The organism is Euzebya pacifica (assembly GCF_003344865.1).
GTDB lineage: Bacteria > Actinomycetota > Nitriliruptoria > Euzebyales > Euzebyaceae > Euzebya > Euzebya pacifica.
In genome coordinates this window covers 2,223,614-2,245,752 of record NZ_CP031165.1, presented here as the reverse complement: position 1 = coordinate 2,245,752, position 22,139 = coordinate 2,223,614, and the positions used below count along the sequence as shown (strand labels likewise).

Genomic DNA, 22,139 nt, shown 5'->3' with positions numbered 1-22,139 from the left:
TCATCGGTCACCGTCAGCCGACGGTGACGCCCAGCACCGCCCCGATGCCGTAGGTCACCCCGGCCGCGATCAACCCCAGCAGCAGCGACCGGGTCCCGGTGCGGAGGACCCCCGTCCCCGTGATCAGGGCCGTCGTCGCACCCAGCGCGAACAGGGCGATCCCCGCCAGGGCCAGGCTGAGGATCACGGCCGCGCCGCCGGACAACCAGAAGAACGGGATGACCGGCACGATGGCGCCGAGGGAGAACAACGCGAAGGACGTTCCAGCCGCCTGCCACGCCGAGCCTCCCAGCTCGTCGGGATCGATGCCCAGCTCCTCGCGGACCATCGTGTCGAGGAAGGCGTCGGGGTCGGACATGATGTCGGCGGCCGCCCGTTCGGCCTCCTCCTGTGACATGCCCTTGGCCTGGTAGATCAGCGCCAACTCCTCCGCCTCGGCCTCGGGCATCTCCAGGATCTCCGCCCGCTCCGTGGCGATCTGTGCCTGGTTGAGCTCACGCGAACTCTGCACCGACAGCCACTCGCCAAGCGCCATGGAGATCGCCCCGGCCAGCAGGCCGGCGAGCCCGGTCAGCAGCACCGCATCGGCCGCGAAGGCCGCCCCGGCGATACCCATGACCAGGGAGGTGTTGGACACCAGCCCGTCGTTTGCACCGAGCACCGCGGCCCGAAGGGCGTTGCCGCCGACGGCACGGTGCCGGCCTTCGAGGCGTGCCAGCACCCCGCCTCGCACGCCACCGTTGCCGGGCGCCGCCGCCGACTCCCGGCGCAGGGCGTCGAGGATGACCGCATGGCTGCGTTCGTCGGCAGGCAGCGACGTCCCCACGGCCTCCGGCTGGTTGTCGTACATCGTCCGGCCCGCGCGTTCGGTGGAGGCCATGACGTTGCTCAGCACCCCGACGCCCCACCGCTTGGCGAGCCACCCGAGCATCCGCGACCGCGAGGACGGGTCGGTGGACGGCACCGCCTCACCTGCGTCCCGCAGCCGGTCGGCCCACAGCTCGGCGTGGCGTTCCTCGGTCTCGGCCAGCCGCAGGTAGACCCCGGCGACGGCCTCGTCCTCCTCGATGTCGGCGGCGACCCGGTACAGCCAGGCGGCGTTGACCTCCTCCACGAAGTTCTCGCGGAAACGTGCGACGTCATCGGTGGTGGCCACGGTGTTCCTCCTCTGGCGAGGTGTGCTGGCGCTGCTGCGTCGCACCGGGCAACGGTAGCGGTCAGCCGCCCGTGCTCATGACCTGCTGGACGGCCACGCGAAGGACCAGCCCGCGGAGCTCCTCGGCCACCCGTTGGCCGGCGGCCCGGACCGCATCCGGGGACACCGTGCCCTCGGTGCGCACGGTCACGGTGACGCTGTCGGCGGGGCCGGTGGTGTCCACGCCGACCACCTCGACGCCGACCTCCTCCTCCACGATGGCCTGGACGCGGCTGAGGTCGGGGCCGCGTCCGGACAGGCCGAACAGGAACAGGGCCGCCAGCACCCCGACGAGCACCGGGGCGGTGAACCGGACGTAGCGCTTGCGTCCCGCCCCTGTCCGGTTGACGTGCACGCCCAGCCACAGCAGCACGCCGGCGCTGGCCGCCGCGATGCAGGCGATGTTGGTGACGAACAGCAGGCCCGCCCCGGCGGCGAGCCGTCCGCTGAGCGTCAGGCCGAGCCCGAAGACGCAGATCGGCGGCACCAGCGCGGCCGCGATGGCCACCCCGGCCAGCGCGGCGGGAATGCCCTTGCGGGCGCCGGCGTAGCCACCGACGACGCCGGACGCGGCGGCCACGCCCGCGTCGATCAACGAGGGTGACCCACGACCGAGCATCTCGGCGGTGGGTGCGTCGGGGCCGACGAGCAGGCCGATGAGGAACGCGGTCCCGGCGACCAGCGCAGCCCCGACCGACACGGTGATCGTGGCCCGGCGAAGCGTGCGGACCTCACCGTCGACCAGCGCGGTGCCGATGGCCACGATGGGGCTCATCAGCGGGGCGACGAGCATCGCGCCGATGATCACGGCGGAGGAGTCCAGCAGCAGGCCGAACGTGGCCAGCATCGCGGAGATCACGCACAGCACGACGAAGTCGGTGTTCAGGGTTGCCTGCAGCCGGGCGGTCCAGACCAGCGACTGCTCCTCGGCCTCGGTGAGGCGTGGCCGGAAGCGCCTGATTGCCCGCCGCATCCGGTCCACGGCACCCGTCGTCCGGTCCGGCCGGGAGATCGCCAGCACCGGCCCCCTGAGGGTGTCCATCGCGCCGCGGGTCGTGTCACCGAGGCGGCTGCCGGCGAAGTCCGGCATCGACCGGAACCCGACGACCGTGAGGCGGTTGGACGACACCTGGCTGCGCAGCCCCTGCGGCACGGTGCGGGCCTCGACGACCCGCCGGGTGCAGATGTCGGACCCCTCGAGCCGTTCGGCCTCCATGGCGAGGATCAGGTCGCCCTGCTGCTCGGTGTCGGAGGGCAACCGCACGTGGAGCAGCTCGACCGGCTTGCCCAGCCCTTGCCCGAGGATGATCCCCAGGCGTGCGGCGACCCGGGCGTCGGCGCTGCCGTCGACGCCGGCCACGACGCCCTCGATGGCCTCCAGCCCCTTGCCGTGGCGCCCTCGGCGATAGACCAGCACGTCGCACTCGGCGGCGCGGATGACCTGCTCGGCGATGCCGCCGACGGCGACCTCCCCGGGGGTGGGCGCCTGCACGCCCAGCAGGACCATGTCGGCGTTCTCGTCGCGGGTCGCGTCGAGGATGCCGCGCGCCACGCTGGCCGCCGGACGGGTGACGACCTCGATGTCGATCTGCCCGTCGCGGGCGCGGACGGTGTCGACGATCTCCTTGATCGCCTGGATGCGGTCCAGGTTGTTCTCCGCGTCGGCGTCGCCGAGCACGACGACGAGCGCGATCACCCGCCCGCTGTCACGGCGCACCACCGCACGGGCCAGGCCCAGCAGCTCGGGGGCCGTGTCGGGGTTGGCCACGGGCACCACGACGGTGCGCGCGTGGTCGGGAACCTCGTTCCGCTCGAGCGGCTCCGCTTCCGGGAGGGCCTCGGCGGCCTCGCCCCCTGCGTCGGGAGCTGCGTCGGGACCGGCTGGCGGCTCGGTGCCGGGGTCGGGGGCGGTGGTGCTCATGCGTCGCAGCAGCGTATGAGATCGGCGAACCCATGCACGAGACGCGATCTCACCCTGCCGGCCGGTTCGACGATCGGCGTACGGGCCCGCGGCCCGGCGGCGTAGTCACCCGTGACGTCCGATCGCCAGACCATCCGGCCGTGCGAGTGCGGACTCGCCGGTCGAGCCGAGGAGCCATCCATGCCCAGAACCGCCCCGTCCCCGCGTGCCGTGGCCGTCCCCGCCGCCGTGCTCGTCGCCCTGCTGGCCCTGGTCGCCGGCCTGCTCCTCCCGGCGCAGGCCCGCGCCGGGGACGAGGAGGTCGTGGCGATCGAGGTGCTCGGCAACCGCGCCGACCTGCTCAGCGACGGCAACGCCCTGGTGGAGGTGACCGTGCCGACCGGCGACGACGCCGCGGACCTGACCGTCACGGCCGGCGACGTCGACGTCACCGACGCGTTCGCCGTGCGCGACAACGGCCGGTTCATGGGCCGCGTCGAGGGCCTGCCCCTCGGCGAGACGGTGCTGACCGCGTCGCTGCCCTCCGGCCACGGTGCCCGCATCACCCTGACCAACCATCCGCGCGGCGGCCCCGTCTTCTCCGGTCCGCAGATCCAGCCGTGGACCTGCCTCGACGGCGCGATCGACGAACAGTGCAACCGCGAGACGACCTACTCGCTGCAGTACATGCCGACCACGGGGACGGGCTTCCGGGACTACGACCCCGACAACCCGCCGAGCGACGTCGCCACGACCACCACGACCGAGGGTGAGGAGGTGCCCTATATCGTCCGGCTCGAGGAGGGCGCGATGAACCGCGACAGCTACGCCATCGCCGTGCTGTTCGATCCCGAGGCCCCCGACTACGAGCCGTGGGCGCCCCAGCGCGGGTTCAACGGCCGCATGGTCATCGTGCACGGCCAGTCCTGTGACACCGCCTACAGCCAGGTCGAGGCGCTCGACGTGATGGACGACAGCTTCCTCTCCCAGGGCTTCGCGGTCGCCTCCCACGTGCTGAACCACTCCGGACACAGCTGCAACGTGGTCCTCCAGGCCGAGTCGATGCTGATGATGAAGGAGCACTTCGTCGAGCGGTACGGCGAGCTGCGGTGGACGATCGGCACCGGCTGCTCCGGTGGCGCGCTGGCCCAGTACTGGACCGCGAACGCCTACCCCGGCGGGATCTACCAGGGCATCACGGCATCCTGCTCGTTCCCCGACGCGGGGTCGTCGGCCAACCAGTACGTCGACTACGACCTGCTGCGCGAGTACTTCGAGTCAGCGGAGGCGCCGGCGGCCGGGATCGTGTGGACCCCCGACAAGCAGGAGGCCGTCTACGGCCACCCCAACGCCATCAACGCCGTCACGTTCACCGAGGTCATCCCCTCCTCCGGTGACCCGAGCCGGCGCCAGGCGCTCGCGCAGGTCCAGGGGAACCTCGGCGGCCAACGCTGCCCCGGCCTGCCCAACGACCAGCTCTACGACGCCGAGACCAACCCCGACGGCGTCCGCTGCACCCTGCAGCAGTACAACGCCAACGCCCTGGGCACCGACCCGACGACCGGCTGGGCCAACCGTCCATTCGGCAACGTCGGCATCCAGTACGGCCTCTCGGGCCTGCTCGACGGCACCATCTCCCCTGAGGAGTTCGTGCACCTCAACGCCAACGTGGGCGGCTGGGACCCCGACTACAACGTGCAGGACGAGCGGTACGACGCCGACCGGGCGGGGCTGGCCAACATCTACCGGTCCGGCCTGAACAACACCGCCTCCAACCTCGACACCACCGCGATCATCGACAACCGCGGTCCCGACCCGGGGGCCTTCCACGACACCTACCGCACCTACGCCCTGCGTGATCGCCTGATCCGCGAGCACGGGCACGCCGACAACATGCTGCTGTGGCGCGGCCCCGTCCCGCTGCTCGGCGACCCGACCTACGCCGACGCCTCGGTGCTGGCGATGGACCGTTGGCTGGCTGCCGTCGACGCGGACACCTCCGACCTCGGGCTTGACGAGAAGATCGTCCGCAGCCGTCCCGAGGACGTGGCCGACCGCTGCAGCAACGGCCTCGGCATCGATGTCGACCCGGCGTTCTGTGACACCGCCATCGACGTCTACTCCACCCCGCGCATCGAGGCCGGTGCCCCGCTGACCGACGACGTCATGCGGTGCCGCCTGATGCCGGTGGAGGACGCCGACCACGGCGACGTCGAGTTCACCGACGCGCAGCTGGCCATACTCGCAGAGGTGTTCCCCGACGGCGTGTGCGACTGGTCCCGCCCCGGCCTGGACGAGACCGACACCGTCCCGTGGCTGGACTACTCCGACCGCGAGGGCGGTGTCCCGATGGGGCCGGCTCCCGTGTCGATCCCCTTCGGACCGGGCGAGGAGCCCGTCGACCCGCCCGCCGAGCCCGGCCCGACCGGACCGCGCATCCAGCGCCACGCCGGCGACAACCGCATCGAGACGGCCGTGGCCGTGTCGGAGGCGTCGTGGACGACCGCCTCGACGGTCGTGATCGCACGGGCCGACGACTTCGCCGACTCCCTCGCCGGTGCGCCGCTCGCGGTGGCCACACGCGGCCCCCTGCTGCTGTCCGGACGCGATGGCGTCCCCGAGCAGACCATCGGCGAGCTCACCCGGCTGGGGGCATCCAACGTCGTCCTGCTGGGCGGCGAGGCTGCGCTGTCTTCGGCCGTGGCCGACCAGCTCGTCGAGCTCGGCCTGGACGTCCGTCGCCTGGCCGGTCCCACCCGCGAGGGCACCTCGATCGCCATCGCCCGCGAGCTGGGTACCGCCGAGGGTGCGGTCCTGACCGCCAGGGACAGCTTCGCCGACGCCCTCAGCGTCTCGGCGCTGGCCGCGGCGGAGGGGCTCCCGATCCTGCTGGTCCAGCCCGACGACCTCGGTGACGCAGCCGACGTCCTGACTCCCGGGGCCGACGTCCTGGTGGTCGGTGGCACCGCGGCCGTCGGCGAGGAGGTCGTGGACGCCGTCAAGGACCTCGGCGGGACGGTGACCCGCCTGGCCGGGCCGACCAGGTACGCCACGTCACGGGTGATCGCCGACGCGGCGCTGGCACGTGGCCTCCAGGCGGACACCGTGTGGCTGGCCACCGGCCGGGACTTCGCCGACGGGCTGGTCGCCGGCGCAGCTGCGGCGCTGGACCGCGGCCCGCTGCTGCTGGTCGATGGGGTCGACATGGCCGGCTCACCGGAGGCGGGCACCTTCCTGACCGACCATGCCGACGAGATCGTCCGGGTCAACGTCGCAGGTGGCCGCGCCGCGGTCAGCGACGTGGTGCTCGACGTCGTCGACCGCTTGCTGACGCCGTGACCCCGTGGACGTCGTGACCCCCAGGCTGCGCCTGTCCGGATGTCACCGGGCAGGCGTACCGTGCACGGCATGGCCCACACCCGTCCGCCCCTCGGCGATGTTCCCCTGTTCGCGCCCTGTCCACGGTGTCGTGGGGTCCTGCGGGCACGGGTCGACCTGCGGGTCGATCCGGTCGTGGGCGCGCTGGACTGTCCCTGGTGTCGACAGCCCGTCCGGGTCCATCCGCCGCGGTGATCGACCGCTCGTCAGCAGACCCCTGCCGGGTCGGGCACGTCGGCTGCACCGATCCGAGCGGCTGGGTCGGTACAGTCTGACGCCATGACCGTTGCGAAGATCTGGACCATCATCCGGTGGCCCATCGCCATCGTTGCCCTGCTCGCGGTGGCGAACTACGCCTACCCGCGGTTCCTCGACACCCTCGACACCCTGGTGGAGTTCGACGCGTCGGGATCGATCCTGGCGCCGGAGAGCGAGTCCACCGAGACCGAGCTGCCGGTGTCCACTGTCCCGACCGCCGTTCCGACCCTGGCACCGCCCACCGGCCCCGTCACCGACGGGCAGGCTGCGCCGATCGCGGACTTCTACGTCAACGACACGGTCGCCGACATCGACGGCACCTCGCTGATCCTGTCCGATGACCCGGCCGACAGCATCGTGGTCGCCTTCGACCTGCCCCCCGGCGACCCCGGCTGCATGTCGTCGTTGACCCTCGGGCTGAGCGTCGAGGACGTGCTGTCGACCACCGAGCTGGGCATCTACCCCTCCTCGCTGATCGACGCCGCCAACGTGGTCGACAACCAGCAGGTCGACGGTGACCTGAAGGCGTCCCCCTCCCCCATGGCGACGGCGCTGGTCGAGGCCGAGGGACGGCTCGAGCTGGACGTCCTGGGCGGGTACCAGTCCTACTTCCTGCTGGAGCAGCCGCCGGGTACCCCGTTCGTCCTGACGGTCGAGCCCACGATCGACGTGGAGTCGCAGGGTGGCGTGCGCATCGTGTCCGCCAACGCCGAGTCCGACGCGTCGCCGACGCTCACCTGGGTCGGCACCCCCGGCTGCCCCGTCGGCGACGGCACCACCGAGGGCCAGTAGCCCGCCCGACGCGGCATGACCAGACCAACACGAACGCCCCGACCGGATGGTCGGGGCGTTCCGTTGTTCTCGGGCAGGGCCGGTGGGATCGCTACTTGCGGTCCTCCCACTGCGTCCGGATGGTCACACCCAGGCGCAGCGGCGTGCCGGTGAAGTCGAAGGACTCGCGCAGCTTGCGCTCCAGGTAGCGCAGGTAGCTGGCCTCCAGCCGCTGGTTGGTGAACAGCTTGAACCGGGGTGGCCCGACGGCGACCTGCGTGACGTAGCGGATGCGAACCGGGCGGTGGTTCTGCCCCAGGGGCGGTGGCGTGGTGGCGACCGCATCCTTGAGCCAGGCGTTGAGCTGGCCGGTCGGCACACGCCGGTTCCAGCACTCCAGGACGTGGTCGATGTCGCCGAAGAGCTTGCCGACCCCACGGCCCGAGGTCGCGGAGATGCGACGCATCGGGGCGAAGTCGAGGAAGGCCAGCAGCCGGTCGCGTTCCTTGGCCAGCTGGGCACGACGTTCGTCGTCGACGAGGTCCCACTTGTTCTGCACCAGCAGGACCGCACGGCCCGAGTCGATGATCTCGCGGGCGAGCTTCTGCTCCTGCTCGCCGATCGTCTCGCCGGCGTCCAGCAGCAGCAGCGCCACGGAGGACCGGTCCAGCGTCTTGCGGGTCCGGACCGTCGAGTAGTACTCCGTCGTGTCGACCTTGGACTTCTTCTTGCGCAGTCCGGCGGTGTCGATCATCCGGTAGACCCGGTGGGTGCCGTCGTCGGCCTCGACCTCCAGCAGCGTGTCGACGGGGTCGCGGGTGGTGCCGGGCACGTTGTCGACGATCACCCGTTCCTCGCCCACGAGGCGGTTGAACAAGCTGGACTTGCCGACGTTGGGACGGCCGATCAGGGCGATGCCGGGAATGCCGTCGTCGTCGTCCTGCGGCCGGTCGAACGCACCGACGGCGCGCAGCCGCTTGACGACGACGTCCAGCAGGTCACCGGAGCCCTCGCCGTGCAGCGCCGACAGGGTGTAGGGGTCGCCCAGTCCCAGGCCGTACAGCTCGGCCTCGACGGCCATCCTGTCGTTGGGCTTGAGCGTGTCGCCCTTGTTGGCCACGAGCAGCACCGGGATGCCGGAGCGCCGCAGCCACTTGGCGACGGCTTCGTCCTCGGCGGTCACCCCGACGGAGGCGTCGAGCACGAACAGGACGAGGTCGGCTTCGGTCGTGGCCTGCTCGGCCTGGGCGCTGACGAGCTCGTCCATCGTGGTGCGGTCGGGTGCCCAGCCGGGCGTCCATCCGCCGGTGTCGATGACGGTGAAGGACCGTCCCAGCCAAGTGGCCTGGTGGGTCGATCGGTCACGGGTGACGCCGGGCATCTCCTGCACGATCGCGTCCCGCCGGCCGGCGAACCGGTTGACCAACGTCGACTTGCCCACATTGGGACGGCCGACGATCGCAACCCGGGCACCCCCGACCGCGCGCGCCTGCCATGTACTCATCTTCGTTGCCTTCCGGTGCCCTCAGCTGCCCCCGGCCGCAGTTCGGGCGAGGTCAGCCACGGTAGCAACCACGTGATCCAGCGACAGCCCGGTGGTATTGACCACCACGGCGTCATCGGCCCGCACCATCTGCGTGGCGTCGGCGGCGTCCCGGCGGTGCAGGTCGGCGATGTGGTGGTCCAGTCGTTCGGGCTCGCCGGCCTGGAGGGCGCGTCGTCGTCCGCGTTCCTCCACGTCGGCGTCCAGCCAGACCTTCAGGTCGGCGTCGGGGACGATGCGGGTCGCCGCGTCCCGACCGTCGACGACCCCACCGTCCCGGGCGATCCCGCTTCGTTGTGCAACCAACAGCAGGTCCCGCACCGCCGGGTGGGCTGCCACGGCCGACACGTTGGCGGTGACGGTGGCGCCGCGGATGTCGTCCTCGACGTCCTCGCCGTCCAGGAGCGTGCGCCCGTCGACCCGGTCGATGGCCACCCGCCCGACCACCGCGGTGACCGCATCGACGTCGGTCGGGTCGACCTCGGCCCGCAGCACCGCCAGGGTGGCGGCCCGGTAGTAGGCACCGGAGTCGACGTGGGGGACCCCGAGCGCGGTCGCCAGCGCGTCGGCGACGGTGGACTTGCCGGACCCGGCGGGCCCGTCGATGGCCACGACGATCACGCCGGACGGACCTCGCCACCGAGGCGAACCAGCGCCTGCCAGAACCCCGGGTAGGTCTTGGCGACGCAGCCGGGGTCGTCGATGACCACGCCGGGCAACCGGGCCCCGACGGAGGCGAAGGACATCGCCAGGCGGTGGTCGTCGTAGGTGTCGAGCGTGGCGTGGCCGGTGGCGTTGGACCCGTCGATCACCAGTCCGTCGGGCCGCTCCTCGACCTCGGCACCGATCTTGCGGAGCTCGGTGGCGAGGGCGGTCAGGCGGTCGGTCTCGTGCCCACGGGCGACCTCCACGCCGGTGATGGTGGTCACCCCGTCAGCCAGCGCGGCGATGGCTGCGCAGGTCGTGACCTGGTCGGGCATGTCGGACAGGTCGATGTCGCCAGCGGCGACGGGCCGGTCCGGGCCGGCCACCACGACCACGTCGCCCTCACGGGTCACGTCGGCACCGAAGCGGGCCAGGATGTCGGGGAAGACCGCGTCGGGCTGCAGCGTGTCGGGGCTGGCGTGCACCACGGCCACCCGGCCGCCGGTCGCGGTCGCCAGGCCGAACAGGTGGGCTGCGGCCGAGGCGTCGTACTCCACGGTCTGGTCACAGGCGGTGTACCCACCCGTGCGGACCTGCCAGGCGTTGTCCCCGACGGGGTCCACCAGCGCACCCCACACGTCCATCGCGGAGGTGGTCAGCTCGACGTAGGCGGCCGCGTGCTCGCCGAGGGCACGCACGGTGACGGCCTCGCGGGCGTAGGGGGCAGCCAGCAGGACCGCCGAGGCGTACTGGCTGGACCCGGTGACGTCGATGGCGACCTCGCCGCCGGCCAGTCCCCCACCGACGGTGACGGGCGGATAGCCGTCATGGTCTGTGGCAACGGCGGCGCCGAGGTCACGCAGCGCGGTGACCAGCGGCCCGATGGGCCGGTTCCGCAGCGGCTCCTCGCCGGTCAGGGTGACCTCGCCGTCGGCGAGGGCCGCCACGGCCGTCGCGAAGCGGATCGTCGTGCCCGACAGCCGGCAGTCCAGCGGGACGTCGGGGGCGCTGACGCGGCCGCCGGTGCCCGAGACGTGCCAGGCGTAGCCGGCCTCCCCCGGTGATCCGACGTCGGCGACTGCGGCGCCGAGGCCGGTGACGACGTCACGCATGGCCGCGGAGTCGTTGCTGACCAGCGGGTTGCGCAGCACCGAGGTGCCGTCGGCGAGGCTGGCCAGCAGCAGCAGCCGGTTGGTGACGCTCTTGCTGGCGGGTGGGGCGACGCTGCCCGACAGCGGCCCCGTCGGGATGATCTCGAAGGCGTCCGGGATCGCGGTCACGACGCGCGTTCCAGCACTTCGTACCCGTTGGCACCGAGCGCTTCGTGCGCCTTCTCGGCGGCCTCGAAGCCGTTGACGGCGAGGCGCATCTGGCCCCGCTTGCCGTCGGGGGCGTGGTCGATGCCGATGTCCTCGATGTTGATGCCGAGGCTGCTGACGGTGGAGGTGATGTCGGCGATGGCGCCGGGCGCATCGGGGATGACCACCCGCAGCTCGACCAGCTGACCGGACACCCCGCCCTTGCCGGGCATGGCGTTGCGCGCCTCGCGGGCGTCGGTGAGCATCGTCGACAGCCGCTCGCTGTCGAAGTCGTGCAGCATCATGCGGAGCTGCCCGATCCGTGCGGCGTACTCGTCGAGCACCTGCACGATGGCCTCGGAGTTCTCCTGGCAGATCTGCAGCCACATCTCCGGGTTGCTGGCGGCCACCCGTGTGGCGTCACGGAACCCACCGCCGGCGAGCAGCAGCAGGCGCGCGTCCTCCTTGCGGGCCCGTTCGGCGGCCAGGGTCATCAGGGTCGTGGCCGTCAGCTGCGGGACGTGGCTGATGACGGCCACCAGCAGGTCGTGCGCCTTGGGGTCGACCACGACGGGCTGGGCACCGACGTCGGCGACCAGCGCCGTCATCCGGTCCAGCGCGGCCTGGTCGGTGGAGGCCGTCGGGGTCAGCAGCCAGGTGGCCCCGACGAACATGTCGGCCATGGCGGTCTCGGGGCCGTGCTCGTGGGAACCGGCCATGGGGTGGCCGCCGACGACGTGGACGTTGCTGCCCGCGACCGCGCGTTCCATGGCCGCGACGACCTCGCCCTTGACGCTGCCGACGTCGGTCAGGACCGCGCCGTCGGCCATGTGGGGCACGACCGCCTCGGCGACCCGCTCGATGACCGAGGGGGGGACGGCCAGGACGACGACGTCGGCGTTCTCCGCGGCATCGGTCAGGTTGGTGGTGGCCGAGTCGAGCGCGCCCTTGGTGAGGGCGGTGGCCAGGTTGGCGTTGTCGGCGTCGTGGCCGACGACGGTCCGGACGCTCTCGGCCCGGCGGAACGCCAGACCGAGGGATGCACCGATCAGGCCGGTGCCGATGATTGCTACTCGCATGGTGGGGGTCTCCAGGTGACGTGTGTGGTGCCGGTCATTCCGGCAGGTCACTGCGCAGCTGGCGTGCGCCGCGCAGGTAGGCATGTCGAAGGGCGGCGCGAGGCCGCTCCGTATAGACATGCGCCATCACCCGGATGCAGAGCGGGATGTTGGATTCGCCGACGATCCCCAGCTCGCGGGCACACACCATCGGGACGTCGCTGATACCGGCCTTGCGGACGGCAGCTGCGGGGAACTCCGAGGTGATGTCGGCGGTCGCGGTGAAGAGCATGGAGATGATGTCGTCGGGCTGCAGGTCGTTGCGCTGCAGCAGCTCGCCCAGCATCTGGGCGGTGCGGACGAGCACTTCCTCGCGGCTGTCGGTGTCGAGCGTGATGGCGCCGCGAAGCGCCTCCACTCGCAGGCCGGCGGGCGGCATCAGCTGGTCTCCTCGTTCGGGGCGGCGTCGAGGCCGACCGCGGCGTACAGCTCGCGGACCTCCTTGCCGTTGAGCGGACGAACCTTGCCGGGGCCGATGTCTCCGAGGTATATCGGGCCGATACGAACGCGGACGAGCTGCTCGAGCTCCAGCCCCACCGCCTTCATCATGCGGCGGACCTCGCGGTTGCGGCCCTCGGCGATGACGATCTCCAGCAGCGACCGTGTCTGGTCGGCGATCTTGAGGTTGGCCTTGCGGGCCTTCGCCGGCCCGTCGTCGAGCTCGACGCCGTTGAGCAGCTGGTGCAGGTGCTTGCGGGACACCGGGCCACGGATCTGGACCATGTAGGTCTTCTCGATCTCGTAGCGGGGGTGGGTGACCCGGTTGGCCAGCTCGCCGTCGTTGGTCAGCAGCAGCAGGCCGGTGGTGTCCTGGTCGAGCCGACCGACGGGGAAGACCCGCGGGTTGGCCGGGACGTAGTCGATCACGGTCGGTCGACCCTCGGGGTCGTTGGCCGTGGTGACGACACCGGCCGGCTTGTTGAACAGCAGGTACACGAGGTCGGTGTTGACGTGGATGCGTTCGCCGTCGATGGCGATCACGTCGACCTTGGGGTCGGCCTTGTCGCCGAGGGTCGCGGTGCGGCCGTTGACGCTGATGCGTCCTTCGGCGATCAGGCCCTCGCACACTCGTCGGCTGCCCTGGCCGGCGTGGGCAAGGACCTTCTGCAGTCGTTCAGCGGGCATCGTCGGTGGGCTCCTCGACGGTCGTGGCCGCCTCGTCGTCGGTCTGTTCGGTGGTCTGTTCGGTTGGGGCCGCCGCATCCTCGCCAGCGTCCTCGTCGGGGTCGTCGTCGACCCGGGTCATGTCCTCGACCAGGTTCTTGGCGGCCTTGATGGCGGCGTTGGCCTGCTTGTCGGCGTCGTCGAGCAGGGCGGTCAGCCGGGCGCCGGGTGCGGGCGCGTCGTCACCGTCGTCGGCGTCGCCCTCGCGTTCGAGCGCGACCAGCTCCTTGCGGGCGGCACGGTAGCCGCCCGGGGCGGGTTCGGGTGGCGGCGGACCGGTGGGGACCAGCGCGGGGAGGGCGGGCAGGGTGGACAGGTCGTCCAGCCCGAGCTTCTCCAGGAACGACGCCGTGGTGCCGTACAGCAGCGGTTGGCCGGGCGCGTCGGCACGGCCGACCTCCTCCACCAGGCCGCGGGCCATCAGGTTGCGCACGCCGGAGTCGGCGTCGACCCCTCGGATCTCGGAGATGTCCGCACGGGTCACGGGCTGCTTGTAGGCCACGATCGCCAGGGTCTCCAGCGCCGCTTGGCTGAGCTTGCCGGTGCGCCCGTGCAGCACGAAGCGCTCGACGTAGGGCGCCGCGCCCGGGTCGGTGTACATCCGCCAGCCACCACCGGCCCGGCGCAGCACGAAGCCGCGGCCCTGCTCGACGTACTCCGCGGCGAGCGCCAGCAGGCCGTCCTCGATCTCGTCCATGCCGACCTCGAGCACCTGGGCGAGGGTCTCGGCGGGAACGGGTTCGTCGACGACGAGCAGGATCGCCTCCAGCGCCTTGCGCAGCTCCGGCTCCAGCCGCAGCTCCTGGGCGCTGTCGTCGTGGGGACGCTCGTCGGTGACGCCGTCGTGGACGTCGGCGGACTGCGCGTCCGACGACGTCTCGGTCAGGTGTTCACTGCTCATGTCGTGCGGCCTCGTCGGCGGGTGCGGGGGTGGGGTCGGTGTCAGGGTCGCTGGTGGCGGCCGGGTCGTCCTCGTCGTCAGCATCCACGTCGACGTCCATGCCGTCGTAGGTGTCCAGCTCGAATGTGGCCGAATCGATCCTGCCGCGGTCGGGCGTCCATTCCACCGTCATCCGACCGAAGTTGTCGGGCTGGTCGAGCTCGACGTGGTCCAGCTTGTACAGCTCGAGGCAGGCGAGGAAGTGCACGACGACCTCGGCGACATGTCGGCAGCCTGCGGTGAGCTCCTCGAAGGTGAGGGGCTGTTCGGCGCGGGTGAGCTCGTCCAGGATCATGCCGGCGGCCTCGCGCACGGTCATGCGGACCGGCTGGATGTGGGACAGGTCGATGGACGTCTCGGCCGAGGGGGCCAGGACACGTGCGGCCAGCCGGGCGAACGCGTCGGGGGTCAGGCCCAGCGATGCCTCGGGCCTGAGCTTGTCGAACGGCGACTCCAGCGAGACGTCGCGGGGGATGTAGCCGTCGTGGGCCTGCAGCAGCGTGCGGAGGTGCGCGGCGGCCTCGCGGAACGTCCGGTACTCCAGCAGCCTGGCGTACAGCAGGTCCCGGGCCTCCAGCGCGAGCTCGTCGAGCTCCGGGTCGTCCTCGCTCGGCAGCAGCCTCGCGGCCTTCAGCTCGATGAGCGTGGCCGCGACGACGAGGAACTCGGTCGTGACCTCGAGGTCGAGCACGTCCATCGTGCCGAGCACCGCGAGGTAGTCGTCGGTGATCTCGGCGATGGAGACCTCGTAGATGTCGACCTTGCGCCGTGCGATCAGGTGCAGCAGCAGGTCGAAGGGGCCCTCGAAGGCCTGGATCGCGACATGGTAGGTCCCCGAACGGGCCCGGTCGCGGGTCTCGTCCGCGCGGGTCTCGTCGGTGTCGACGGCAGGGCCGTCGACCGGGATGTCTGCCATGGGTGGAGGGAGTCTATCGGCGGCACCCGACACACAGCCGCAACGGGCGGGCGGTTACGATGCGCGGATGCAGTCATGGGTCAAGGTGCTTCCCGTCCTCGTTCTCCTCTGCGCGCTGGTGGTGGTGGGACCACCGCCGTCATCGGCGACGCCGGTGTGCACCGACCCGGCCACACGCGACGTCCTGTGCGGCGGTCGGGTGTTCCCCGACCCGATCGAGTCGTTGACGGGGTTGACCTACGACGAGACCGTGGCCGGCCTCGAGGCCCTGGCGGCGGAGTCGGAGGGGTGGCTCGTGGTCAGCACCATCGGGACGTCCTTCGACGGCTTCCCCATCGTCATGGCCGAGCTGACCGATCCGACGTCGACGGTGCCGCTGGACGACCGCAAGGTCGTGCTGGTCTCGCAGTCCATCCACGGCAACGAACCGGGCGGCCGCGAGGGCGGCGTCCGGTACGTCGAGGACCTGCTCCGCGGCGAGGACGACGCGCGGCGGGCACTGCTGGACCGGGTGCGTCTGGTGCAGGTGTTCCTCAACCCCGACGGCTGGACGGCGGGTGACCACGACCAGGTGCCCGACGGCGACTCGGTCGGCCTGTGGGCCCGCGGCAACGGCAACGGTGCGCTGGGGGTCGGCGACATCGGTGGCGTGGACCTCAACCGCAACGCCGCCTGGTTCGGACCGATCCCGACCAGCCGGCCCGACCCGCTGTCCGAACCGGAGTCACAGGCCCTCTTCGACGAGGTCACCGCTCGCCTGGCCGCCGGACAGGACATCCAGGCGTCGGTCGACATCCACGGTGAGGTGCCCGACGCGGCGGCCGTGGTGATGCTGTCGGCCGGCCAGTTCGACCTCCAGGGGTCCATGCAGCAGCGCAACCACGGCGACGCGCTGCACGCCAGCGTCGATGCGGAGCTCTCCGACAGCTCGGTGTTCGCCCTCCAGGAGCTCGTGTCGGGCGACATCGAACCGACGATCCTGCATGCCTCCTCGGAGTTCGGGCCCGTCGGCGTTGGCGGGTCGGGCTCGGGGTTCCAGGGTGACTGGCTGGCGCAGGCCAACGGCGGGGACTCCTCCAGCCTGTCGACCATCGAGCTGATCAACCTGCAGGGCTCCCCCGGGGTCAACTCCCTGACGTTCCGACGGGACGTGTTCCAGATCTACCGCGAGACCGTCCGCGGCATCCTCGGCGGGTTGATCGACCAGGCCGTCATCGACTGGGTGCCGTCGGTGCAGCTGCCCGGTCCGACCGGGTTCGTGCGTGACCCGGCGGTCGTGATCGATCCGGTCCGCGGGATCGAGCGGACCCAGATGGACTTCTTCGACGACCTCGACGCCTACCTCGACCAGCCGCTGGTGCCGTTGTCGCCGACCGGGCTGGACGCGGGCGACCTGGTCGGGCTCGACAACGTGATCGTCGCCACCGATGTCCTGGACGCCGGTGCGGTCGCGGCGCTGCGTGCCTGGGCCGACGGCGGCGGGAACCTCGTCCTGACCGACTCGGCCCTCGTCGAGCTGCCGGGGCTGGTCGACGGGGTCTCCGCAGGCGACGTGACGGTGGACCTGTCCGACATCAACCAGATCGACTTCCCGCAGCCGCGTACCGATCCGCTGCTGGACGGCATCCGCGACATCGCGTTCCTGATGACCGAGCCGGCCACGGTCGGCTACGACACCGCTGGCGAGGACCTGACGCCCGCCTACCGGGTGGCGACGTCGACCTGGACCGGGCTCGGCGGCACGTCGGTCGGCACGATCGCCGGCCAGACGGCCCTCGGCCGGGTCGACGTCGGCTCGGGTCGGGTGACCGTGATCGGCCAGCTGCTGCCACCGCCCGTGGCCCACGACAGGACGCTGTACGGCATCGACAGCTACGGCGTGCTGGACACCGGGTACCAGGTCCTGCTCAACGCCCTGGGGGCGACGCTGACCGTCACGCCTGTCGACATCGACGACGAATCGTTGCTGGTCGCCGACGTCGCCGTGTCCGTCGACGCGCCGGGCCAGGTCGAGGTCGGCGACGCCGTTCCGGTGACCGTGCAGCTGGCCAACGACGGCCCCGACACGGCGGCAGCGATCACCACGACCCTGACCCTCCCCGCTGCCCTGGCCCCCGGCACCCTGCCGCAGGCATGCAGCGCAGACGGCCGGGTCGTGACCTGCCAGCGCGCCACCCTGGGCGATGGCACGGACACCACCATCGAGGTGCCCACGACGGCGACCGCCGACGGTGCGGTGACGGTGTCGGCACGGATCGCCTCGGCGTCCACCGACCGGGTCGCGGCCAACGACACCGATTCCACGGTGGTCCGCATCCTCGCCCCCGGCGGAGGGGGTGGCGGAGGCGACGGTGGCGGTGAGCTCCCGGTCGAGGGGTTGACCCTCGACCTGTCGACGAGCGAGGCAACGCCCGCCGTCGGCCAGACGATCGTGCTGACCGGCACCGTCGGCAACGACGGTGCGACGACCATCGACGAGGTGACCCTGGACCTGTCACTCCCACCCGGGCTGGTGCACGTCGGCGGGTCGGCGGACTGCACGGCGGACGACGAGGTCGTGACCTGCCCGATCGACCTGCCCGGGTCGTTTGCCGGGCTGGAGGTGGGGGCAACCGCCGACGTCGAGCTGGCTGTGGTGCCGACGCGGGTCGGCGACCTGGACGTCGGCGGGACCGCCCGTGGCGGTGACGCGGTCGTTCCCGCGGTGGACGTCGTGTCGGTGGCCGCCGTCAGCCCGGACCCGACGGTGGTGCGGCTCCAGGGACCCGAGCGGATCGCCACGGCCGTCGCCGCGTCACGGGACGCCTACCCCGACGGCACCGCACGGGCGGTCGTGCTGGCCCGAGCCGACGCGTTCCCCGACGCGTTGGCCGGTGGTCCGCTGGCCGCAGCCGTGCAGGGTCCGCTGCTGCTGACCCCGACCGACACCCTGCCCGACGCCGTGGCCGAGGAGGTCGAGCGCGTGCTGGGCGACGATGGGGTCGTGCACCTGCTGGGCGGCGCCAACGCCGTGTCCCCGGCCGTGGAGTCAGCCGTGGGCCAGCTCGGCGTGGAGGTCCGACGGCACGGCGGCAACGACCGGTTCGAGACGGCCGTCGCCATCGCCCGCGAGGTCGGCGACCCCGAGCGGGTGTTCGTCGCCACCGGCGGGGACTTCCCCGACGCGCTGGCCGCCGGTGCGGCCGCGGCCCACACCGACGGCGTCGTGGTCCTCACGGCTGGGTCGGCGCTGCCCGCCGCGACCCGTGGCTACCTGGAGGACGTCGACGGGGTTCCCGTCACCGCCGTGGGCGGGCTGGCCGCGCAGGCCACGCCCGGGACCGACCAGCTCGTGGGCGACAACCGCTTCGAGACGGCCGCGCTGGTCGCCGAGTCGGTCTTCGACGACCCGACGTCGGCCGGTGTCGCGACCGGTGCGGCGTTCGCCGACGCCCTGGCCGGCGTGGCCCACATCGCTGGTCGTCAGGGGCCCATCCTGCTGGCCGAACGCGACCGGCTGCCCTTCGCGACCGAGCAGTGGCTGGGCGCGCACACACGGTCGCTGGAGCGGTTGTACCTCTACGGCGGCCCCGCGGCCCTCGGGGAGGACATCGAGACCACCCTTCGCGCGGTCTTCGGCTGAGCGACCTCGCCGCCGACGGGCGCGGCTACGCCTCGATGGTGCGCAGGATGGTCGGGGGTACGGCAGCGTCCTCGCCCAGCTGGACCAGCTCGGTCAGGCGTGCTGCGGCCGCCGCGGCCGCGTCGTCGGTGCGGGCGTGGATGGTGGCCAGGGGCTGTCCTGCCTCGACCGCATCGCCCTCCTGGACCAGCAGCTCCACTCCGACGGCGGGGTCGACGTCGTCGTTGGCGTGCTGACGACCCGCTCCCAGCGACATCGACAGCAGCCCGACGGCCTTCGCGGGCAGCCGAGCGACCAATCCCGACGTCGGCGACGGGACGTCGAGGACCACCGGCGCGACCGGCATCACCTCCCGGGGCCGGTCGCACACCGCTGGGTCGCCGCCCTGTGCCTCGATCATGCGTTGCAGCGTCTCGAGGGCCGCGCCGGACTCCCACACGCCGACCAGCCGATCGCGGGCGTCGGCTGGATCGATCCCCGTGGCGGCAGCCAGTCCGGTCGTGGCCAGCGCCAGGCACACCTCGGCGAAGCGTCCCTCGGGGGCGGTTCGCAGCGTCTCGACGACCTCGATGACCTCCAGGCCGTTGCCGATGCCCGACCCGAGCGGGGTGTTCATGTCCGTCACCAGCGCCCGGGTGCGCCGGCCGGCGTCGTTGCCGATCGCCACGCACAGCTCGGCCAGCGCCGAAGCATCCTCCACGGTGCCCATGAACGCCCCGTCGCCGGCCTTGACGTCCAGCACGATCGTGCCCGCCCCGCTGGCCAGCTTCTTGCTCATCACGCTGGAGGCGATGAGGGCGGTGGACTCCACGGTCGCGGTCACGTCACGCAGGGCGTACAGCGCCTTGTCGGCCGGGACGAGGTCCCCGGTCTGGGCCGCCACGACGCAGCCGATCGCCTCGGCCTGCGCCATGATCGCCTCGCCGGACAGCTGCACGCTGAACCCCGGGATGGCCTCGAGCTTGTCCAGGGTCCCGCCGGTGTGGCCCAGTCCCCGCCCCGACAGCTTGACCACCTGCGCGCCCGCAGCGGCCAGCAGGGGCGCCACGACCAGCGTCGTGCCATCCCCCACTCCCCCGGTGGAGTGCTTGTCGATCGTCGGGCCGCGCAGGTCGGAGAGGTCGAGGCGGTCACCGGACTCCAGCAGCACCGTCGTCAGCGCCCGGGCCTCGGCCAGCGTGAACCCCTTGAGCACGCCGGCCATCAGGAAGGCACCCATCTGGCCCTCCATGACCGAGCCGTCCTCGGCCAGGTAGCCGCTGACGAACGCCCGCAGCTCCTCCAGCGCCAGCTCGCCGCCATCGCGCTTGCGGGTGATCAGCTCGACGGGGTTCATGCGGGACGGTCCTCTCGGGGGGCGGTGGTGACGCGCTGGGCCTCGGCACCCATCGCATCGGCGTCGGCGATGGTGGCCCGCGGGTGTGCCCGATCGTAGAGCGCGCGCAGCCGGGCCTGCGAGGTGTGGGTGTAGACCTGCGTGGTGTTGACGCTGGCATGGCCGAGCAGCTCCTGCACCACGCGGATGTCCGCACCGCCCTCGACCAGGTGGGTGGCGAAGCTGTGGCGCAGGGTGTGCGGCGAGACGCTGTCGGGCAGTCCTGCCGACACGGCATGTCGCTTGACGATCTTGTGCCCGCCCTGACGGCTGAGCCGGCCCCCACGGCTGTTGCAGAACAACCACGGCCCCTTCGGGGTCATCGCCGCCCGGCCGTGCAGCACCCACGCATCGACGGCGGCAGCGGCCATGCGGCCGATCGGCACGATCCGTTCCCGCGACCCCTTGCCGATGCAGCGCACGCTCATCTCGATCAGGTCGACGTCGTCGACGTCGAGGTCGATCAGCTCGGAGATGCGCAGGCCGGCGGAGTAGAGCAGCTCGAGCATCGCAAGGTCCCGGCGCTGTGCGGGCTCCTCGCCTTCTGCGGCGGCCAGCAACGACTCGACCTGCGACTGGGAGAGGGTGTCGGGCAGCTTGCGCTGCGGCGGCGGAGTCGTCAGCTCCGTCGCCGTGTCCACGTCGGTCAGACCCTCGCGCACCAGGTGGCGGTGCAGTCCCCTGACCGCGACGAGGGTCCGGGCGATGGAGGACTTCGCGTACGGCGTGCCACGTGACGTCTGCTGCGAGCGCAGCCACACCGCGAACCCGGTGACCGCGCGGGTGTCGGCGGCCGTCGGGCTGCCGATGTCCTCGAGGTCCAGGTAGGTCCCGTAGAGCGTCAGGTCCCGGCGGTAGGCCTGCAGGCTGTGATCGGACAGGCCCTTCTCGGCGGCCAGGTAGTCCAGGTAGCTCTGGGCGTGTGGGGGAAGCGCCAACGGGCTCGAACCTCGAGGATCAGGAAGGTGTTCGGTCGGTCCGCAGTGTAGCCGCTGTGATTGACATAACTCAGCGCTGGAGGGAGGCGATGGCGAGCAGCCCGACGACCGTCTTGGCGTCGACGATGCGGCCGTCGTGGACCATCGCGATGGCCTCGTCCAGCGGCACGCGGATGACCTCCATGTCGGCTTCCTCGTGCTCGAGGACGAAGTCGTCGGGACGCGGCGCGGGCTCCAGATCCTCCGCCAGGTACACCGTCGTCCGCTCGGTCGTCCACCCGGCGGAGTTGGTGAACGTCGTCAGGTGCGTCAGCGTCCCCGCGGTCAGCTGCACCTCCTCGGCCAGCTCGCGCTGCATCGCCTCGGCGGTGTCCTCCCCCTCGACGTCGAGCTTCCCGGCCGGGACCTCGAGGAAGTGCTGCCCGAAGGCGTGGCGGTACTGCCGCAGCAGCACGACGTTGCCGTCGGCGTCCAGCGGCACCGCGCCGACGGCGGACATGTGCTCGGCGATCTCGCGATCGGTGACCTTGCCGTCGGGCATGCGGACGGTGTCGACCCGGATGCGGGTGAACCGGGAGCTGAAGGCCTCCTCGGAGTCCAGGACCTCGTAGCCGTCGGTGGTGCTGTCACTCACTGTGTGTCTCCTTCTCGACCGGTTGTGTCGTGCACACCCCGGGTGGACTCGGGGTTCCCCCTGATCTGTCCCCCATGGCGGTGGGCACCGCGCCGCCACGATGCCAGACTGAGCCCCATGACCGCCGAGCCGTCAGAGCGTCGCACCGTCGGCCGCCGCATGCAGCTGGCCGCACGACGGCTGGTGGTGACCATCATCGGCGGCGCGGTGCTGACCGCTGGCCTGGTGATGATCGTCACCCCGGGCCCGGGTCTGCTCGGCATCGTGGCCGGCCTGGCGATCCTGGCGACCGAGTACACCTGGGCCAAGCGCGCCCATCGCTGGTCGAGGGAACGCTGGCGGTCGACGGTGGAGTCGACGAAGCACAAGGTGGCGACGCATCGGGCCGAACGGGCGGCCCGACACCCCGACGGCGAGGACTGACGCCCTCCGCTGTCCAGGGCC

At 71.8% G+C, this 22,139-nt stretch carries 17 protein-coding genes; 4 read left to right on the top strand and 13 right to left on the bottom strand.

Going from position 1 to position 22,139, the window contains the following annotated elements:
* Positions 1 to 13 precede the first annotated feature (13 nt).
* Together DVS28_RS09355 and DVS28_RS09350 are read right to left on the bottom strand one after the other, a co-directional pair.
* Entirely contained in the window at positions 14 to 1,156 is a 1,143-nt protein-coding gene (locus DVS28_RS09355) for a VIT1/CCC1 transporter family protein (protein ID WP_114591205.1), read from the bottom strand.
* Between the two features lie 61 nt (positions 1,157 to 1,217).
* Positions 1,218 to 3,116, bottom strand: a complete 1,899-nt coding sequence (locus tag DVS28_RS09350; RefSeq protein ID WP_114591204.1) for a DUF389 domain-containing protein — start codon at positions 3,114 to 3,116, stop codon at positions 1,218 to 1,220.
* A 180-nt stretch (positions 3,117 to 3,296) separates the two neighbouring features.
* On the opposite strand from DVS28_RS09350, the gene DVS28_RS09345 reads away from it, so the two are divergent.
* On the top strand, positions 3,297 to 6,434 hold the full coding sequence (locus tag DVS28_RS09345; RefSeq protein ID WP_114591203.1) for a DUF6351 family protein: 3,138 nt from the start codon (positions 3,297 to 3,299) through the stop codon (positions 6,432 to 6,434).
* 318 nt (positions 6,435 to 6,752) lie between these two features.
* Positions 6,753 to 7,523 carry a hypothetical protein gene (locus tag DVS28_RS09340; RefSeq protein WP_114591202.1) on the top strand — a complete coding sequence of 257 codons (771 nt, stop codon included), beginning with the start codon at positions 6,753 to 6,755 and terminating at the stop codon, positions 7,521 to 7,523.
* Between the two features lie 91 nt (positions 7,524 to 7,614).
* On the opposite strand, the gene der is transcribed toward DVS28_RS09340, so the two are convergent.
* The 8 genes from der to DVS28_RS09300 are packed head-to-tail and all read right to left on the bottom strand — an operon-like array spanning position 7,615 to position 15,126.
* A complete protein-coding gene (gene der, locus DVS28_RS09335) occupies positions 7,615 to 9,006 on the bottom strand; it encodes a ribosome biogenesis GTPase Der (RefSeq protein WP_114591201.1) in 1,392 nt (463 codons plus the stop codon).
* A 21-nt stretch (positions 9,007 to 9,027) separates the two neighbouring features.
* Positions 9,028 to 9,666 (bottom strand): (d)CMP kinase, encoded by a 639-nt coding sequence (gene cmk, locus DVS28_RS09330; RefSeq protein ID WP_114591200.1) that lies wholly within the window; start codon positions 9,664 to 9,666, stop codon positions 9,028 to 9,030.
* Positions 9,663 to 10,970 (bottom strand): 3-phosphoshikimate 1-carboxyvinyltransferase, encoded by a 1,308-nt coding sequence (aroA, locus tag DVS28_RS09325; protein WP_114591199.1) that lies wholly within the window; start codon positions 10,968 to 10,970, stop codon positions 9,663 to 9,665. Before aroA ends, cmk begins: the two co-directional genes overlap by 4 nt.
* Positions 10,967 to 12,151 (bottom strand): prephenate dehydrogenase/arogenate dehydrogenase family protein, encoded by a 1,185-nt coding sequence (locus tag DVS28_RS09320; RefSeq protein WP_425461041.1) that lies wholly within the window; start codon positions 12,149 to 12,151, stop codon positions 10,967 to 10,969. Before DVS28_RS09320 ends, aroA begins: the two co-directional genes overlap by 4 nt.
* On the bottom strand, positions 12,102 to 12,485 hold the full coding sequence (aroH, locus tag DVS28_RS09315) for a chorismate mutase (RefSeq protein ID WP_216826505.1): 384 nt from the start codon (positions 12,483 to 12,485) through the stop codon (positions 12,102 to 12,104). The genes DVS28_RS09320 and aroH overlap by 50 nt, the downstream gene beginning before the upstream one ends.
* On the bottom strand, positions 12,485 to 13,231 hold the full coding sequence (locus DVS28_RS09310; protein WP_164710250.1) for a pseudouridine synthase: 747 nt from the start codon (positions 13,229 to 13,231) through the stop codon (positions 12,485 to 12,487). Before DVS28_RS09310 ends, aroH begins: the two co-directional genes overlap by 1 nt.
* Complete coding sequence (gene scpB, locus DVS28_RS09305) at positions 13,221 to 14,171, bottom strand: SMC-Scp complex subunit ScpB (RefSeq protein ID WP_216826504.1); 951 nt, start codon at positions 14,169 to 14,171, stop codon at positions 13,221 to 13,223. The genes DVS28_RS09310 and scpB overlap by 11 nt, the downstream gene beginning before the upstream one ends.
* Positions 14,161 to 15,126: a segregation and condensation protein A gene (locus DVS28_RS09300; protein WP_114594091.1), complete on the bottom strand. Its 966-nt coding sequence runs from the start codon at positions 15,124 to 15,126 to the stop codon at positions 14,161 to 14,163. The genes scpB and DVS28_RS09300 overlap by 11 nt, the downstream gene beginning before the upstream one ends.
* A gap of 67 nt (positions 15,127 to 15,193) precedes the next feature.
* Between DVS28_RS09300 and DVS28_RS09295 the strand changes: the two genes are divergently transcribed.
* Positions 15,194 to 18,748: a cell wall-binding repeat-containing protein gene (locus DVS28_RS09295; protein ID WP_164710248.1), complete on the top strand. Its 3,555-nt coding sequence runs from the start codon at positions 15,194 to 15,196 to the stop codon at positions 18,746 to 18,748.
* A 25-nt stretch (positions 18,749 to 18,773) separates the two neighbouring features.
* Here the strand turns inward: DVS28_RS09295 and DVS28_RS09290 are convergent, their stop codons facing one another.
* From DVS28_RS09290 to DVS28_RS09280, 3 genes are all read right to left on the bottom strand, one after another.
* A complete protein-coding gene (locus tag DVS28_RS09290) occupies positions 18,774 to 20,084 on the bottom strand; it encodes a thymidine phosphorylase (RefSeq protein ID WP_114591194.1) in 1,311 nt (436 codons plus the stop codon).
* A complete protein-coding gene (locus tag DVS28_RS09285) occupies positions 20,081 to 21,061 on the bottom strand; it encodes a site-specific tyrosine recombinase XerD (RefSeq protein WP_114591193.1) in 981 nt (326 codons plus the stop codon). Before DVS28_RS09285 ends, DVS28_RS09290 begins: the two co-directional genes overlap by 4 nt.
* Before the next feature lie 70 nt (positions 21,062 to 21,131).
* Positions 21,132 to 21,695 (bottom strand): NUDIX domain-containing protein, encoded by a 564-nt coding sequence (locus DVS28_RS09280; protein WP_114591192.1) that lies wholly within the window; start codon positions 21,693 to 21,695, stop codon positions 21,132 to 21,134.
* A gap of 117 nt (positions 21,696 to 21,812) precedes the next feature.
* On the opposite strand from DVS28_RS09280, the gene DVS28_RS09275 reads away from it, so the two are divergent.
* The gene (locus DVS28_RS09275) at positions 21,813 to 22,118 is read left to right on the top strand and encodes a PGPGW domain-containing protein (protein WP_216826503.1); all 306 of its coding nucleotides are present in this window, start codon (positions 21,813 to 21,815) and stop codon (positions 22,116 to 22,118) included.
* The last annotated feature ends 21 nt before the right edge of the window (positions 22,119 to 22,139 follow it).

What these genes read in the sequence shown, in the direction of transcription:
- DVS28_RS09350 (WP_114591204.1), bottom strand. Translation starts at nt 3,116, where the DNA reads ATGAGCACCACCGCCCCCGACCCCGGCACCGAGCCGCCAGCCGGTCCC.
- DVS28_RS09345 (WP_114591203.1), top strand. Translation starts at nt 3,297, where the DNA reads ATGCCCAGAACCGCCCCGTCCCCGCGTGCCGTGGCCGTCCCCGCCGCC.
- DVS28_RS09340 (WP_114591202.1), top strand. Translation starts at nt 6,753, where the DNA reads ATGACCGTTGCGAAGATCTGGACCATCATCCGGTGGCCCATCGCCATC.
- der (WP_114591201.1), bottom strand. Translation starts at nt 9,006, where the DNA reads ATGAGTACATGGCAGGCGCGCGCGGTCGGGGGTGCCCGGGTTGCGATC.
- DVS28_RS09320 (WP_425461041.1), bottom strand. Translation starts at nt 12,151, where the DNA reads ATGCCTACCTGCGCGGCGCACGCCAGCTGCGCAGTGACCTGCCGGAAT.
- aroH (WP_216826505.1), bottom strand. Translation starts at nt 12,485, where the DNA reads ATGCCGCCCGCCGGCCTGCGAGTGGAGGCGCTTCGCGGCGCCATCACG.
- DVS28_RS09310 (WP_164710250.1), bottom strand. Translation starts at nt 13,231, where the DNA reads ATGCCCGCTGAACGACTGCAGAAGGTCCTTGCCCACGCCGGCCAGGGC.
- scpB (WP_216826504.1), bottom strand. Translation starts at nt 14,171, where the DNA reads ATGAGCAGTGAACACCTGACCGAGACGTCGTCGGACGCGCAGTCCGCC.
- DVS28_RS09300 (WP_114594091.1), bottom strand. Translation starts at nt 15,126, where the DNA reads ATGGCAGACATCCCGGTCGACGGCCCTGCCGTCGACACCGACGAGACC.
- DVS28_RS09295 (WP_164710248.1), top strand. Translation starts at nt 15,194, where the DNA reads ATGCAGTCATGGGTCAAGGTGCTTCCCGTCCTCGTTCTCCTCTGCGCG.
- DVS28_RS09290 (WP_114591194.1), bottom strand. Translation starts at nt 20,084, where the DNA reads ATGAACCCCGTCGAGCTGATCACCCGCAAGCGCGATGGCGGCGAGCTG.
- DVS28_RS09275 (WP_216826503.1), top strand. Translation starts at nt 21,813, where the DNA reads ATGACCGCCGAGCCGTCAGAGCGTCGCACCGTCGGCCGCCGCATGCAG.